This window comes from Streptomyces sp. CB02366, from assembly GCF_001905905.1.
Lineage (GTDB): Bacteria > Actinomycetota > Actinomycetes > Streptomycetales > Streptomycetaceae > Streptomyces.
In genome coordinates, this window is the sequence record NZ_LIVT01000001.1 from 274662 (window position 1) to 288584 (window position 13923).

Here is a 13923-nt window from a genome sequence, read left to right on the forward strand (position 1 = left end):
CGGGGCTCCAGGGGATCAGAAGAAGACCTTGGCCAGGCCGAGCGCCCCTTGGCGCCACGGGTCCCGGCTGGTCCGGCCGGCTCCGGGAGCGGGGGCGCCGCCCCGCCGCCGGGTGCGCCACCACGCGTAGGTGCCGAGGATGGCGTCCTGGTTGGAGAGCGCGGGGCGGAAGCCGAGCCGTTCGGTGGCCCGGGTGATGTCCACGTAGCTGTCGTCGAGGAGCTTGAACAGCAGCCGCCCGTAGACCGGGGAGAGCTTGGTGCGCTCCAGCGTGCGCAGGACCGCGAGAGCCGGCGCCGCCGGCAGCGGGACGACGCGTCTGCCGTGTCCGGCCGCGTCCAGCACGGCCTGGAAGTCCTCACGCAGGGTGCCGAACTCGGCGGCGCCCAGGTTGTAGACGTCGTCGGCGATCTCGGGCGGCGCGTGGAGGGCGAGCACCACGGCGTCGACCAGGTCGGCCATGCCGAACATCTGGATGCGGACGTCGCCCCGGCCCAGGACGGGGAAGTTGCGGCGCTCCTCGGCCCATTCGAAGAGCATCGAGAACAGGCCCATCCGGCCGGGGCCGAGGAAGGTCTTGGGCCGCAGGACCGGCAGGCACATCCCGCGCCCCCGGAACTCCTCGCAGACCTCCTCGGCCTCGGCCTTGGCCCTGCTGTACGGGTCGACGGGCTCCCGGGGGTGCTCCTCCGGGGTGGGAACCCGCTTCGGCAGCCCGTAGACGGCGGTGGAGGAGATGTGCACGACCCGTTCGACGCGGGCCCGGTGGGCGGCGGTGAGGACGGCACGGGTGCCGTCGACGGTGATGGAGCGGATCTGGTCGACGGGGTAGCTGGGCAGGGCGGCGGCGCAGTGCACCAGCGCGTGCGCCCCGTCGAAGGCGCGGGCGAGCGCGGCCCCGTCCCGGATGTCCGCGACGATGTGCCGGGCCCCGGCGGGCGGCCGGGGGTCGTCGCGCAGGTCGATCCCGACGACGTCGTGGCCGTCCGCGGCGAGCCGGGCGACCAGGTGGGAGCCGAGCATGCCGGCGGCGCCGGTCACGGCGATGGTCAGGCCGCCCATCGGGACACCGCCTTGCCCTTGAAGAAGGCGGTGAGCAGGCGGTTCATGCCCTTGGCCAGGGTCCTGTCGAAGGCGTCGAGGAAGATCTCCACCTCGTCCGGTCCGGCGACCAGGCAGGGCGCGGCCACCAGGGGGCTGCGGCCGTTGAGCGTGTAGTACAGGTACACGTCGTGGTCGTGGTACATCGCGTTGACGACCGCGCAGGTGATGACCTTGGTCCGCAGCAGCGGGTCGCGGGCGAGGCCGCCGGGGGCGATCTTCGCGGCGAGGTCCAGGAGGCGGGGCCCGCCGTCGAGGAAGATCCCGTACAGCGCGCCGGCTCCCCGGACGTCGGCGATGAGGTCGGGGTACTGCTTGCGCAGCCTCTCCAGGCCCGGCTTCAGGACGCGTTCGATGGCGCGGGCGCGGGCCGGGTAGTCGTCCTCGACCGCGATGTTGACGGCTTCCAGCGCGGTGGCGGTCTCCTCGCCGAAGCCGTAGTACGTGGTGCTGGTGGACTGGAGCATGGCGTCGCCGAGGCTGTCGTACGCGGCGCGGAAGACGGGCTCGCGGGCGACGAAGGCGGAGACGGACGACTTGCCGCCGCCGAAGGACTTCGAGGTGGTCACCACGTCCGGGACCAGCCCCGGATAGCGCATGAAGTGGAAGAGGCTGCCGGTCTTGCCCCAGCCGGTGTAGATCTCGTCGAAGATCAGCACGATCTTCTCCGCGGTGCACAACTCCCGCAGCCCGCGCAGGAATTCCTCGGAGCACTCCGTCATCGTGGAGGCGGAGAACGGTTCGATGAGGATCGCGTAGACATCGCAGCGCCCCTTGGCGTCCCGCGCTCCGGCGACGGCCCGCCGCACGGAGTCGAGGTCGCCGTAGCGGAAGGCGGAGACTCCGGGGATGCCGGGGAAGGCGAAGGCGTTCTGGGCGCTGCCGGTGAGGCTGCCGGAGCCGAGCAGCTTGCCGTGGAAGCTGATGTCGGCGTGCAGGATCTGCTTCCGGCGGCCGCCGTGGTACTTGTACGCGAGCTTCACCGCGCCCTCGACGGCCTCCGCCCCGGAGTTGGGGAAGAAGGAGAGGTTCAGGTCGCCCGGCAGCAGCCGGGCGAGGTTGTGGCCGAGGGCGGCGATGTAGGGCGAGAAGTAGGTCTTGTGGACCTCCATCCGGCGCTGCTCCTGGAAGCGGCGGCGGGCGGCGAGGATACGCGGGTGGTTGTGACCGTGGTTGAGGACGCCGACGCCGCCGGTGAAGTCGAGGACGCGGCGTCCGTCGCGGGTGTGGATCCAGGATCCCTCGGCGTGGTCGACGAGTTCACGGCCGAAGCCGAAGGAGGTCATCAGCGAGACCTGGCTCTTGTTGACGTGGGACCGGTACAGCTCGTGCACCTGGCTCGTCGACAGTCGTTCGCAGTCGTCCACCGTGAGCAGGGGGGGTGCGTCGGGGGTCATGCGGTTCCTTCCCGGAGCGCGGGTCGAGGGGCGGGCAGGGGTCCGGCGGCGCGGGCCCAGGCGAGGGCCGCGCCGGTGGCGGCGACCTCGCTGAGCACGCAGACGAGCCGGCTGGCGATGACGGCGGCGGTGGCGGCGGAGAGCGGCATCACCGCGCCGAGCGGGGCGAGGAGGACGAGCTCGCGCGCACCCCAGCCGTCGGGCAGGACGAAGGCGAGGCTTCCGGCGACGGTGGCCAGGGCGAAGCCGCCGACGCAGACGGGCAGGGAGAGCAGCGGCGGGGCGCCGAGCAGTACGGCCAGGGCCCACAGGTGGAGTCCGGAGACCGCCCAGGAGGCGCAGGCCCAGCCGATGGAGAGCCGGAGGGCGCGGGGAGAGCTGTCGGCGGCTCCGGCCGGGCGGCGGGCCAGCCGCATCGTCCACGCGACGAGCCGGCCCACCCAGCCGGGCCGGGCCACGCCGGCCGCCGCGAGCAGCACGAGCGGGGCGAAGACCCAGGCGCCCGCGCCGAAGACGGCCGGGGCGACGAGGAGCCCGGCGGCGGCCCCGGTGGCCGTCCCGATGACGAGGCCGAGCCCGAAGGCGGCGATCATCCGCTCGGGGGCGATGCCGACGGCCTTGCCGAGCTGGATGTGGGCGAGGACGCCCCAGATCCGGCCGGGGACGAACTTGCTGATGACGCCGATGAAGAAGATGCGCGCGGTGTCGCTGGTACGGGCCGGGGAGCCGCCGTCCACGACGAGGACGCGCCAGGAGAGCATCGACAGGGCGAGCCCGGCCGCGTTGGCGGTCAGGGCCGCGCCGAGCAGGAGCACCCCTCCGGGCCGGCCGGCGGCGTCGGCCAGCTCCGTACCGGCCGCGCGCAGCGAACCGCCCACGGCGAAGCAGGTCGCCGCGATGAGGACGAGTACGGCTGCGGGACGCAGCGCGCGGGCCCACCGGGAGGGGCGTCGCTCGGCCCCGGCCCGTACGGTCTCCGTGTCCGTGTCCGTGTCCGGGTCCGTGTCCGTGTGCGGTTCCGTGTCCGTGTCCGGTTCCGCTTCCGGCGACGGGGCCGCGGACCTGACGGCCTCCTGACGGGCGGTCCCGGCCGGTACGGCTTCCGGTTCCGCCGGCGCCGCGGCTCGTACGGCCTCCGGCTCCCCGTCCGTTCCGGTGCTCACGGCGCCGCCGCCGGGGCGGGGCGGCCTCGGCGGCCCCGGACCGAGGGGCCGAAGCCCGGGTCCACCAGCCAGCGGACGCCCCCGGCCACCGCGCCGAGGACGAGGGCCAGGTGGACCGCGAAGTGCAGGGCGGTGAAGCGGAGCAGGAAGAGCCGCCCCTTGCGGCGGGCCACGAAGCGGGACAGGCCCACGTCCGCCAGCGCGAAGGCCACGGCGCAGGCCAGCGGTGCCGCGAGCAGCCAGGGGGAGAGCAGGGCGAGCGGGAGCGTGAGCGGGACCAGTCCGGCGGCGAGGACGCCGCCCGTGCGGTTGGCGCGCAGCCCACCGCCGCGCCGGCGCTCCACGGCGGCGACGGGGAGGAGCAGCCGGGAGCGGCGGTACTGCTCGGCGAGCATCGGCAGCAGCCGGTCCACGTCGTCGTGGCGGCCGGTCACCCGTTCGCTGAGCCGAATGCGGTGGGTGGCGGCGAGGCGGTCGCTGTACTCGACGTCCTCGGAGTCGCGAAGGTTCTCGTCGAAGGGGCCGGTCGCCTCGAAGACGGAGCGCTCGATCGCGGCCAGCGCGAAGAAGGCGGTGCCGACGACTCCGGCGCTGCGGCGTCGCCAGAAGTGCGCGTGCAGGCAGTGGTAGACCTCCACCGGGCCGTCGTCGAAGAGCGGTTCGGGGTCCAGGACGCCGTGGACGCAGCCGGTCCCCGGATCGTCCATGAGCAGGTCGACGGCGTTCTCGATCGCGTCGGGCGCCAGGGCGATGTCGGAGTCGAGGAAGAACAGCACCTGCCCGGCGGACGCCGCGACGCCGAGGTTGCGGGCGGCGGAGACCCCGCCGTTCCGGGGACGGGTCACCAGGACGCAGGGGAACGCGCGGGCGATGTCGCGGGAGCCGTCGGTGCTGGCGTCGTCCACGACGACCACGTCCAGCGGGCGCAGGGTCTGGGCGTAGACGGATTCGAGGCAGGCCCGCAGGGTCTTCTCGTAGTTGTGGTTGGGGATGATCACTGACACGGAGGGGCGCTCCCGTGGCATGGCGGATCGGGTCCTTTCGGTTCGGGGAGTCGGTGGGGGCGCGGGCAGCCCGTGACGCCGCCGAGGGCGGCGGGCCGCCAGCCCAGCGAGGCGGGCCGGGTGGCGCTCAGGGCGGCCAGGAGGTGGTCCAAGGCGGCCAGTTCGGCGTGTACGGGGTCGGGGCTCTCCATGTAGAGCGCGGCGCGGACCGTGCCGCCCGGCCCCTCGACGGCGTACACATGGGCGGGTCCGGGGGCGGGCGGGCCGGCCCTGACGTGGCGGGAGCCCAGCCGGCGGGCCAGCTCGCGGGCCGTCCACCGGTCGGGGCGCGGGGGTTCGGCGCGCACGAGGAGCGCGATCACCAGGAACACGGGGGCGTCCCGTTCTCCCGGGTCACCCCCAGGAGAAGCCCCGCCGCGCCGAGACCGCGCACAGGGCCGCGGGGAGTGCGGAAGAGGCGGCGGCCGACGAGTGGCGAGGGCCGGGGGAAGGGAACGCCCACATGCGGAACTCCTGAGAAGTAGCGGTGTGTGAATGCCTTGTGACGGCCAGATCCTGTCGCCATCGCCGCCCGCGGGGCCACGGTCGGCGGGTGGCCGAAAGCTGCGGGGCAGCGGAGTGCCAGCCGCCTCGGGGGGCGTACGGCGGCGGCTGCCTGGGGCGATGCGGTGGTGGCAGGGGGCTGCCAGACCTCTTGCGGCCACCCGCCTCCGCCTCCGGGGGCTCCGCCGGCCCCCTGCGGGCCTCGGCTTTTCCGGCCACGCGCGGCCTTTCGGAGCCCATCCGGCCCGTGGACCTGGTCTATACCTTCACAACGCGCCGCCCTACACTCACGCCCGGTGCTGAAGGGGCGTCCCGCACCGGTGTGCGGGACGGCGTGACATCTGCGGGGGAGCCAGGGATGTTAGAGGTGCTGGGGCTGGACGCCCGGACGGAGCTGGTCTACCGGCTCGTCCTGGACGAGCCGGAGCTGCGGTTCGACGAGATCGTGGCGCGTGTGGGGCGGAGCGAGGAGGATGTGCGCCGGGCCCTGGACCAGTTGGCCGAGCTGTGCCTGCTGGACGACGGCGGCACTCCCGGTACGGAGCAGGGCCCGCCGGTCTTCCGGGCCCTGGACCCGGCGGCCAGCCTGCCGTTCCTCCTCTCCCGCCGGGAGGCCGAACTGGCCCGGCAGCAGCGGGGGCTCGAAGTGGCGCGGGACGCGATGTCGGCCCTCACCACGGACCGGGGGCGGCGGGCGGGCGGCGGATTCGACGTCGTCAAACGGCTGGAAGGGCTCGACGCGGTGCGCGAGCGGCTGACCGAACTGGCCGAGCTGGCCAGGACGGAGTGCCTCTCGCTGCTGCCCGGCGGCGCGCAGTCCCCGGACACGCTGGAGGCCAGCCGGCCGCTGGACCAGCGGGCGTTGGAGCGCGGGGTGCGGCTCCGCAGCATCTACCAGGACAGCTTCCGCAACGACCCGCCGACGCTGCGCTATGTGAACCGGCTGGGGTCGCTCGGCGCGGAGAGCCGTACGCTGCCGACGCTGCCGATGATCATGGTGGTGGTCGACGGTGAGGTCGCGCTGGTGCCGCTGGACCCCGACGACGGGCGCGCGGGCGCCCTGGAGTTGCGCAGCAAGGGGGCCGTCGCGGTGGCCCGGATGCTGTTCGAGCAGCTGTGGGCGACCGCCAGCCCGCTCAGCTCCCCTCCCGCCCGCGACGGCAACGGACTGACCCCCCAGGAGGACGAGTTGCTGTCCGTGCTGGCGAAGGGGCACACGGACGCGACCGCCGCCCGCCGCCTGGGGGTGTCCCTGCGCACCGTGCGCCGGATGAACGCGGAGCTGACGGCCCGGATGCAGGCCCGCAGCAGGTTCCAGGCGGGCGCCGAGGCGGCCCGCCGGGGCTGGGTCTGACCGGCGGCGGGAGAAGGCCTTCCCGGCCGAAGGCGGTGCCGCCGCCCGCCGGCCGGTCCGTCCGGGCAGGCGGCCGTTCCACCCCGTTCGCGCCCGAAGTGAACCGGCCCCTCGCCCCGCCCGTGCCCCGTCGTGAGACATCACCGTGGCCGGACCGCAATGCGGACAGGGGGTGACGCTGGCCGGACGCGTCCCATAGATTTCCTGCCCACGCAACCGGTGATCAGCGAGGGGACGGAGTCACCCACATGGCGGAAGCGCCCACATCAGCACCATCTTCCCCGCACGCTCCGGGGAAGCGGGGCATCTCCCCGAAGTCCGTAGTCGTCTGGAGCCTGGTCGCCCTGGCCGGCGCCGTCGGCTGGGCCGCCCTCGCGCTCTCGCGGGGCGAGGAGGTGTCCGCCGCCTGGATGCTGGCGGCGGCCCTCGGCTCGTACGCCATCGCGTACCGCTTCTACTCACGGTTCATCGCCAACCGGGTCCTGAAAGCCGACAAGAACCGCGCGACCCCCGCCGAACTGCTGGACAACGGCGTCGACTTCCACCCCACCGACCGGCGGGTCCTGTTCGGCCACCACTTCGCCGCCATCGCCGGGGCGGGGCCCCTGGTCGGCCCGGTGCTCGCGGCGCAGATGGGTTATCTGCCCGGCACGATCTGGCTCGTCGTCGGCGTCATCTTCGCCGGGGCCGTCCAGGACATGGTGACGCTCTTCTTCTCCACCCGCCGCAACGGCCGTTCGCTCGGCCAGATGGCGCGCGACGAGATAGGGCCCATCGGCGGGATCGCCGCCCTGGTCGCGGTCTTCATCATCATGATCATCCTGCTCGCGGTCCTCGCGCTGGTCATCGTGAACGCGCTCGCCCACTCGCCGTGGGGCGTCTTCTCCATCGGCATGACGATCCCGATCGCCCTCTTCATGGGCGTCTACCTGCGCGTCCTGCGGCCCGGCAAGGTCAGCGAGGTCTCCCTCATCGGCGTCGCGCTGCTGCTCCTCGCCATTGTCTCGGGCGGCTGGGTCGCCGAGTCGTCATGGGCGGACTTCTTCACGCTGGAGCCGGGCACCCTGGTCATCTGGATGATCGTCTACGGGTTCCTCGCCTCCGTGCTCCCCGTGTGGCTGCTGCTGGCCCCGCGCGACTACCTCTCCACCTTCATGAAGGTCGGCACGATCGGACTGCTGGCCCTGGGCGTGGTCGTGGCCCTGCCGACCCTGAAGATGCCCGCGGTCACCGACTTCGCCTCCAGCGGCTCGGGCCCGGTCTTCGCCGGCTCGATGTTCCCGTTCGTCTTCATCACCATCGCCTGCGGCGCGCTCTCCGGCTTCCACTCCCTGGTCTCCTCCGGCACCACGCCGAAGATGGTCCAGAAGGAGACGCAGATCCGGATGATCGGCTACGGGGCCATGCTGGTCGAGTCGTTCGTGGCGATCATGGCGATGATCGCCGCCTGCATCATCGACCCCGGCCTCTACTTCGCCATCAACGCGCCCGTCGGCGCGATCGGCGACAGCGTGCAGTCCGCCTCCCAGGCGGTGGCGAACTTCGGGTTCACCATCACCCCGGACGCCCTGGCCCAGGCGGCCAAGGACGTCGAGGAGACGAGCCTGCTCTCCCGGACCGGTGGCGCGCCGACGTTCGCGCTCGGCATGTCGGAGATCTTCTCCGCGGTGGTCGGCGGGACGGCGATGAAGGCGTTCTGGTACCACTTCGCCATCATGTTCGAGGCGCTGTTCATCCTCACCACCGTGGACGCCGGCACCCGGGTCGGGCGCTTCATGCTCCAGGACATGCTGGGCAACGCCTACAAGCCGTTCCGCGAGGTCAGCTGGAAGCCGGGCGTCTGGTTCGCCAGCGCCGTCGTGGTCGGCGGCTGGGGCTACTTCCTCTGGGTCGGCGTGCACGACCCGCTGGGCGGCATCAACCAGCTCTTCCCGCTCTTCGGCATCGCCAACCAGCTGCTGGCCGCCGTCGCGCTCGCCGTCTGCACCACCCTGCTCGTCAAGTCCGGCCGCCTGAAGTGGGCATGGGTCACCGCGGTCCCGCTCGCCTGGGACGTGGCGGTCACGCTCACCGCAAGCTGGCAGAAGATCTTCTCCGACGACGTGAAGATCGGCTTCTTCGCCCAGCGCGACAAGTACCAGGCGGGCATCGAGGCGGGCGAGGTGCTGCCCCCGGCGAAGACCATGGACGACATGCGGACCGTCGTCACCAACTCCACCGTCGACGGGGTGCTGAGCGCGCTCTTCGCGCTCCTGATCATCGTGGTGCTCGTGGACGCCGGACGGGTCTGCTACAAGGCCATCCGCGACCCGGAGAGCGTCAGGCTCCACGAGACGCCGTTCGTCGAGTCCCGGTTCGTCGCCCCGGCCTCGCTCTTCGCGACCGGGGAGGAGAAGGCCGAACTGGCCGCCGCCGGGGTCGGTCCCGAGGGCGGTCTCCGCAAGGAGGCGGCGGAGACGGGGAGCCGGACATGACGGGCGCGGACGTACGGCGGGTGGCCGGACGCATCCGCTGGTACGTCCGTGAGCTGACCGGCGAATCGGTCTACGACCGGTACGTGGCGCACGCCCGGGCGCACGATCCGGACGCGCCCGTCCTGTCCCGCCGCGCCTTCGAGCGCGCCCGCACGGACGCCCGCGAGGCGGACCCCCGCGAGGGCTTCCGCTGCTGCTGAGCGCTCCGCGCCGGTCCTGCTGGGCACCTTGGGCCGGTCGAGAGGCCCTGGGCCCCGGGCCGTCGCCCCTTCCTCGGTGGAGGGGGCGGCGGCCCGGTCCGCTTGCCCGGACCGGCGGCTTTCCGCCGCACCGCCCGTTCACCGTACGAAAGGATGCGCCCATGGCATCGCGTCACCGGTCGCCCCGGTTCCGGCCCGTCCTCCCGATCACCACGTCGACGCTGGTCCTGGCCCTGGGAGCCGCGGCGGGCTGCGGCACCGAGCCGGCGCCCGGCGTGCGGGCGGCGGCCCCGACCGGCTCGGCCGTACCGGCCCCCGACGGGGCGGAGCTGGAAGCGCGGGCGGCGGCCCTGCAGACCGAGGTGGAGCACGTGTGGGTGACCGAGGCCGCCGGCTTCGCCCTGGCCCGCCAGTCGGTCGGGGTGCTCGGCGACGACGGGTTCGCCAGCGCCTACACCTCGCCGGACGGCAGGCGCATCCGGCTGTCGGTGGAGCGCCGCCCGCACGCCGTGGCCGACTGCTCGGACGCCTCCGCGTACCCGGCCGGCCAGAAGCCCCCCGCCACGTGCGAGCGGGACGGCGAACACTGGTACAGCGCCACGGGGCCGGGCCACGCCTACGTCCGGGAACAGGGCGGCCTGGTGGTGACGTTGAGCGGAACACGCCAGGAGGTGGACCGGGCGACGCTGCGCGCGGCGGCGCTGGCCGCCCACCGCGCCGACGACCGCGAACTGGACGAGGTCCTGCCGCCCGCCGGCCGGGCGTCCGGACAGCGGCCGGTGGAGCGCGGCGACCTGCCGCCGGAGGGCGACGGGGCCCCGGACAACGGGGTGGGAGCGAGTGGCTGACCGGGACGGGAGCCGGTGCCGGTACTGCGGCCCCTGACGTTCCGACGGGGTCCGGAGGCTCTTCCCTGAGGCACGCCGGAACACACCACGACACAACATGTGGGGGCCGCCTCATCTGACGGCCCCCACATGTATGCTCGACCTCGCTGTCGCCGCAGGGGAATCCGGTGCGAATCCGGAACTGTCCCGCAACGGTGTGATCAGTGCGCTTCTGCGCACCCGCAAGTCCGAAGACCTGTCGACAGCGCGTCCGGCTCGACCGAACCGGACGCCAGACGTCCGGGCCTCGCGGATGGGCCGGTGGACGCCGTCAGCCGTGCCGCCCTGCCCGGGTTTCGCGCTGCCCGGCTTCTCCGCCCTCCGCCGGCCCCTGCCGAGCGAGGGAAAGCCCTGTGACCATCGCGCCCGCCGATCCGGTTTCAGCCACCGGATCCGCTGCCTCCACCCCGTCCGGAACAGGCCCGACCGACGGACCCGGGACCGCCCTGCTGCGGACCCTGACCGACCTCACCGTCGATCTTCCCGACACCGACCCCGGACGGGTCGCCGCCGCCGCACTGCGGGGGCGCAACGCCCGCTCCGACGAGGCCGAACTGCGCACGCTGGCCACCGAGGCCGCCGCGGGGCTGATCTCCGAGGACCCGGCGTACTCCCGGCTGGCCGCCCGGCTGCTGACCCTCTCGATCGCGGAGGAGGCCGCGGGCCAGGGCGCGACGTCCTTCTCCGCCTCTGTCGCCGTGGGGCACCGCGAGGGCCTGATCGCGGACCGCACCGCCGCGTTCGTCGCGCTGCACGCGCAGGCGCTGGACGAGCTGGTCGAGCGGGCGCTGGACGAGGGCGCGGACGACCGCTTCGGCTACTTCGGCCTCCGGACGCTGCACAGCCGCTACCTGCTGCGCCACCCGATCACCCGGCAGGTCGTCGAGACCCCGCAGCACTTCATGCTGCGGGTGGCGGCGGGCCTGGCCGAGGACGAGTCGGTGCGGGCGCTGGAGGAGGTCACCGCCCTCTACGGGCTGATGAGCAGGCTGGACTACCTCCCCTCCTCCCCCACGCTCTTCAACTCCGGCACCCGGCACCCGCAGATGTCCTCCTGCTACCTGCTGGACTCCCCCAAGGACGAGCTGGACTCGATCTACGACCGCTACCACCAGGTGGCCCGGCTCTCCAAGCACGCGGGCGGCATCGGTCTGTCGTACTCCCGCATCCGCGCCCGGGGTTCGCTGATCCGGGGCACCAACGGGCACTCCAACGGCATCGTGCCGTTCCTCAAGACGCTGGACGCCTCGGTGGCGGCGGTGAACCAGGGCGGCCGGCGCAAGGGCGCGGCGGCGGTCTACCTGGAGACCTGGCACGCGGACATCGAGGAGTTCCTGGAGCTGCGCGACAACACCGGTGAGGACCAGCGGCGTACGCACAACCTGAACCTGGCGCACTGGATCCCGGACGAGTTCATGCGCCGGGTCGAGGCGGACACCGAGTGGTCGCTGTTCTCCCCGGCGGACGTGCCCGAGCTGGTGGACCTGTGGGGCGACGCGTTCGACGCGGCCTACCGGGCGGCCGAGGCCAAGGGACTGGCCCGCAAGTCGATGCCGGCGCGTGAGCTGTACGGCCGGATGATGCGGACCCTCGCCCAGACCGGTCAGGGCTGGATGACGTTCAAGGACGCCTCCAACCGGACCGCCAACCAGACCGCCGAGCCGGGCCGGGTCGTGCACTCCTCGAATCTGTGCACGGAGATCCTGGAGGTCACGAACGACGGCGAGACGGCCGTCTGCAACCTGGGCTCGGTCAACCTGGGCGCGTTCGTCGCGAACGGCTCGATCGACTGGGAGCGCCTGGACGCCACCGTGCGCACGGCCGTGACCTTCCTGGACCGGGTCGTCGACATCAACTTCTACCCGACCGAGCAGGCCGGGCGCTCCAACTCCCGGTGGCGGCCGGTGGGCCTGGGCGCGATGGGCCTCCAGGACGTCTTCTTCCAGCTGCGCCTGCCCTTCGACTCCCCCGAGGCCCGCGCGCTCTCCACGAAGATCTCCGAGCGGATCATGCTGGCCGCGTACGAGGCGTCCTGCGACCTCGCGGAGCGGTCGGGTCCGCTGCCCGCCTGGTCCGAGACCCGGGCGGCGCGCGGGGTGCTGCACCCCGACCACTACGCCACCGAGCTGAACTGGCCGGAGCGCTGGGACGCCCTGCGCGCCCGGGTCGCGAAGACCGGCATGCGCAACTCGCTGCTGCTGGCCATCGCGCCGACCGCGACGATCGCCTCGATCGCCGGTGTGTACGAGTGCATCGAGCCGCAGGTCTCCAACCTGTTCAAGCGCGAGACGCTCAGCGGTGAGTTCCTTCAGGTCAACGCCTACCTGGTGGACGAGTTGAAGCGGCTCGGCGTGTGGGACGCCCGCACCCGTGAGGCGCTGCGCGAGGCGAGCGGCTCGGTGCAGGGCTTCGCCTGGATCCCCGAGGACGTGCGGGCGCTGTACCGCACGGCGTGGGAGATCCCGCAGCGCGGCCTGATCGACATGGCGGCGGCCCGTACGCCGTTCCTCGACCAGAGCCAGTCGCTCAACCTGTTCCTGGAGACGCCGACGATCGGCAAGCTCTCCTCGATGTACGCGTACGCCTGGAAGCAGGGGCTGAAGACGACGTACTACCTGCGTTCGCGCCCGGCGACCCGGATCGCCCGTGCCGCGTCCGGCCAGGCGTCGGCCGCCGCCCCCATTCCCGTACAGCAGGCGCAGGCGCCCGACGCGGACGCCGTCGCCTGCTCCCTGGAAAACCCCGAGTCCTGCGAGGCCTGCCAGTGATGAGCACGACCGACGAAGAGAAGAACCTGCTCGACCCGGGATTCGAGCTGACCCTGCGCCCCATGCGCTACCCGGACTTCTACGAGCGCTACCGGGACGCGATCAAGAACACCTGGACCGTGGAGGAGGTCGACCTCCACTCGGACGTCGCCGACCTCGCGAAGCTGTCGCCGGGCGAGCAGCACATGATCGGCCGGCTGGTGGCGTTCTTCGCGACCGGCGACTCGATCGTCTCGAACAACCTCGTGCTGACGCTGTACAAGCACATCAACTCCCCCGAGGCGCGGCTGTACCTGTCGCGGCAGCTCTTCGAGGAGGCCGTGCACGTCCAGTTCTATCTGACGCTGCTGGACACCTATCTGCCCGACCCGGACGACCGGGCGGCGGCGTTCGACGCGGTCGAGGAGATCCCGTCGATCCGCGAGAAGGCGCAGTTCTGCTTCAGGTGGATGGACTCGGTCGAGAAGATCGAGCGGCTGGAGACGAAGGCGGACCGCCGCCGCTTCCTGCTGAATCTGATCTGCTTCGCGGCCTGCATCGAGGGGCTGTTCTTCTACGGCGCGTTCGCCTACGTGTACTGGTTCCGCTCGCGCGGTCTGCTGCACGGTCTCGCCACGGGCACCAACTGGGTGTTCCGTGACGAGACGATGCACATGAACTTCGCGTTCGAGGTCGTGGACACCGTCCGCAAGGAGGAGCCGGACCTCTTCGACGACGCGCTCCGGCAGCAGGTCACCGACATGCTGAAGGAGGCCGTGGAGGCGGAGCTGCAGTTCGGCCGCGACCTGTGCGGCGAGGGCCTGCCGGGCATGAACACCGAGTCGATGCGCCAGTACCTGGAGTGCGTCGCCGACCAGCGGCTCACCCGCCTGGGCTTCCCGCCGGTGTACGGCTCGGAGAACCCGTTCTCCTTCATGGAGCTGCAGGGCGTCCAGGAGCTGACGAACTTCTTCGAGCGCCGCCCGTCCGCCTACCAGGTGGCCGTGGAGGGCTCGGTCGGGTTCGACGACGACTTCTAGACCCCGGGGTTCC

11 protein-coding genes and 1 riboswitch are annotated in these 13923 nt (G+C 72.6%); of the genes, 6 read left to right on the forward strand and 5 right to left on the reverse strand.

The features are described from left to right. Positions 1–15: 15 nt before the first annotated feature. The 5 genes from AMK24_RS01165 to AMK24_RS01185 are packed head-to-tail and all read right to left on the reverse strand — an operon-like array spanning position 16 to position 5036. A complete protein-coding gene (locus AMK24_RS01165) occupies positions 16–1062 on the reverse strand; it encodes an NAD-dependent epimerase/dehydratase family protein (RefSeq protein ID WP_073764019.1) in 1047 nt (348 codons plus the stop codon). Then, positions 1050–2498, reverse strand: a complete 1449-nt coding sequence (locus AMK24_RS01170; RefSeq protein ID WP_073764021.1) for an aspartate aminotransferase family protein — start codon at positions 2496–2498, stop codon at positions 1050–1052. The genes AMK24_RS01165 and AMK24_RS01170 overlap by 13 nt, the downstream gene beginning before the upstream one ends. Beyond that, complete coding sequence (locus AMK24_RS01175; RefSeq protein WP_073764023.1) at positions 2495–3661, reverse strand: lysylphosphatidylglycerol synthase domain-containing protein; 1167 nt, start codon at positions 3659–3661, stop codon at positions 2495–2497. The genes AMK24_RS01170 and AMK24_RS01175 overlap by 4 nt, the downstream gene beginning before the upstream one ends. Then, complete coding sequence (locus AMK24_RS01180) at positions 3658–4659, reverse strand: glycosyltransferase family 2 protein (RefSeq protein ID WP_073764025.1); 1002 nt, start codon at positions 4657–4659, stop codon at positions 3658–3660. The genes AMK24_RS01175 and AMK24_RS01180 overlap by 4 nt, the downstream gene beginning before the upstream one ends. Next, positions 4656–5036: a hypothetical protein gene (locus AMK24_RS01185; protein WP_073764027.1), complete on the reverse strand. Its 381-nt coding sequence runs from the start codon at positions 5034–5036 to the stop codon at positions 4656–4658. Before AMK24_RS01185 ends, AMK24_RS01180 begins: the two co-directional genes overlap by 4 nt. Positions 5037–5566: 530 nt before the next feature. Between AMK24_RS01185 and AMK24_RS01190 the strand changes: the two genes are divergently transcribed. The 6 genes from AMK24_RS01190 (at position 5567) to AMK24_RS01215 (ending at position 13910) form a co-directional block, all read left to right on the forward strand. Next, positions 5567–6562 (forward strand): helix-turn-helix transcriptional regulator, encoded by a 996-nt coding sequence (locus AMK24_RS01190; protein WP_073764030.1) that lies wholly within the window; start codon positions 5567–5569, stop codon positions 6560–6562. 248 nt (positions 6563–6810) lie between these two features. Then, complete coding sequence (locus AMK24_RS01195) at positions 6811–9036, forward strand: carbon starvation CstA family protein (RefSeq protein WP_079190389.1); 2226 nt, start codon at positions 6811–6813, stop codon at positions 9034–9036. Then, positions 9033–9236 (forward strand): YbdD/YjiX family protein, encoded by a 204-nt coding sequence (locus AMK24_RS01200; RefSeq protein WP_073764032.1) that lies wholly within the window; start codon positions 9033–9035, stop codon positions 9234–9236. The genes AMK24_RS01195 and AMK24_RS01200 overlap by 4 nt, the downstream gene beginning before the upstream one ends. 161 nt (positions 9237–9397) lie before the next feature. Further along, positions 9398–10084, forward strand: coding sequence for a hypothetical protein (locus AMK24_RS01205; protein WP_073764034.1), 687 nt, complete (start codon positions 9398–9400; stop codon positions 10082–10084). 133 nt (positions 10085–10217) lie between these two features. After that, positions 10218–10341, forward strand: a riboswitch (cobalamin riboswitch). A 135-nt stretch (positions 10342–10476) separates the two neighbouring features. Then, on the forward strand, positions 10477–12891 hold the full coding sequence (locus AMK24_RS01210; RefSeq protein WP_073764036.1) for a ribonucleoside-diphosphate reductase subunit alpha: 2415 nt from the start codon (positions 10477–10479) through the stop codon (positions 12889–12891). Beyond that, entirely contained in the window at positions 12891–13910 is a 1020-nt protein-coding gene (locus AMK24_RS01215; RefSeq protein ID WP_073764038.1) for a ribonucleotide-diphosphate reductase subunit beta, read from the forward strand. Before AMK24_RS01210 ends, AMK24_RS01215 begins: the two co-directional genes overlap by 1 nt. Positions 13911–13923 lie beyond the last annotated feature (13 nt).

Excerpts from the sequence above, each read along its gene's own strand:
- AMK24_RS01165 (WP_073764019.1), bottom strand. The coding sequence starts at position 1,062 with ATGGGCGGCCTGACCATCGCCGTGACCGGCGCCGCCGGCATGCTCGGC.
- AMK24_RS01170 (WP_073764021.1), bottom strand. The coding sequence starts at position 2,498 with ATGACCCCCGACGCACCCCCCCTGCTCACGGTGGACGACTGCGAACGA.
- AMK24_RS01190 (WP_073764030.1), top strand. The coding sequence starts at position 5,567 with ATGTTAGAGGTGCTGGGGCTGGACGCCCGGACGGAGCTGGTCTACCGG.
- AMK24_RS01195 (WP_079190389.1), top strand. The coding sequence starts at position 6,811 with ATGGCGGAAGCGCCCACATCAGCACCATCTTCCCCGCACGCTCCGGGG.
- AMK24_RS01200 (WP_073764032.1), top strand. The coding sequence starts at position 9,033 with ATGACGGGCGCGGACGTACGGCGGGTGGCCGGACGCATCCGCTGGTAC.
- AMK24_RS01205 (WP_073764034.1), top strand. The coding sequence starts at position 9,398 with ATGGCATCGCGTCACCGGTCGCCCCGGTTCCGGCCCGTCCTCCCGATC.
- AMK24_RS01215 (WP_073764038.1), top strand. The coding sequence starts at position 12,891 with ATGAGCACGACCGACGAAGAGAAGAACCTGCTCGACCCGGGATTCGAG.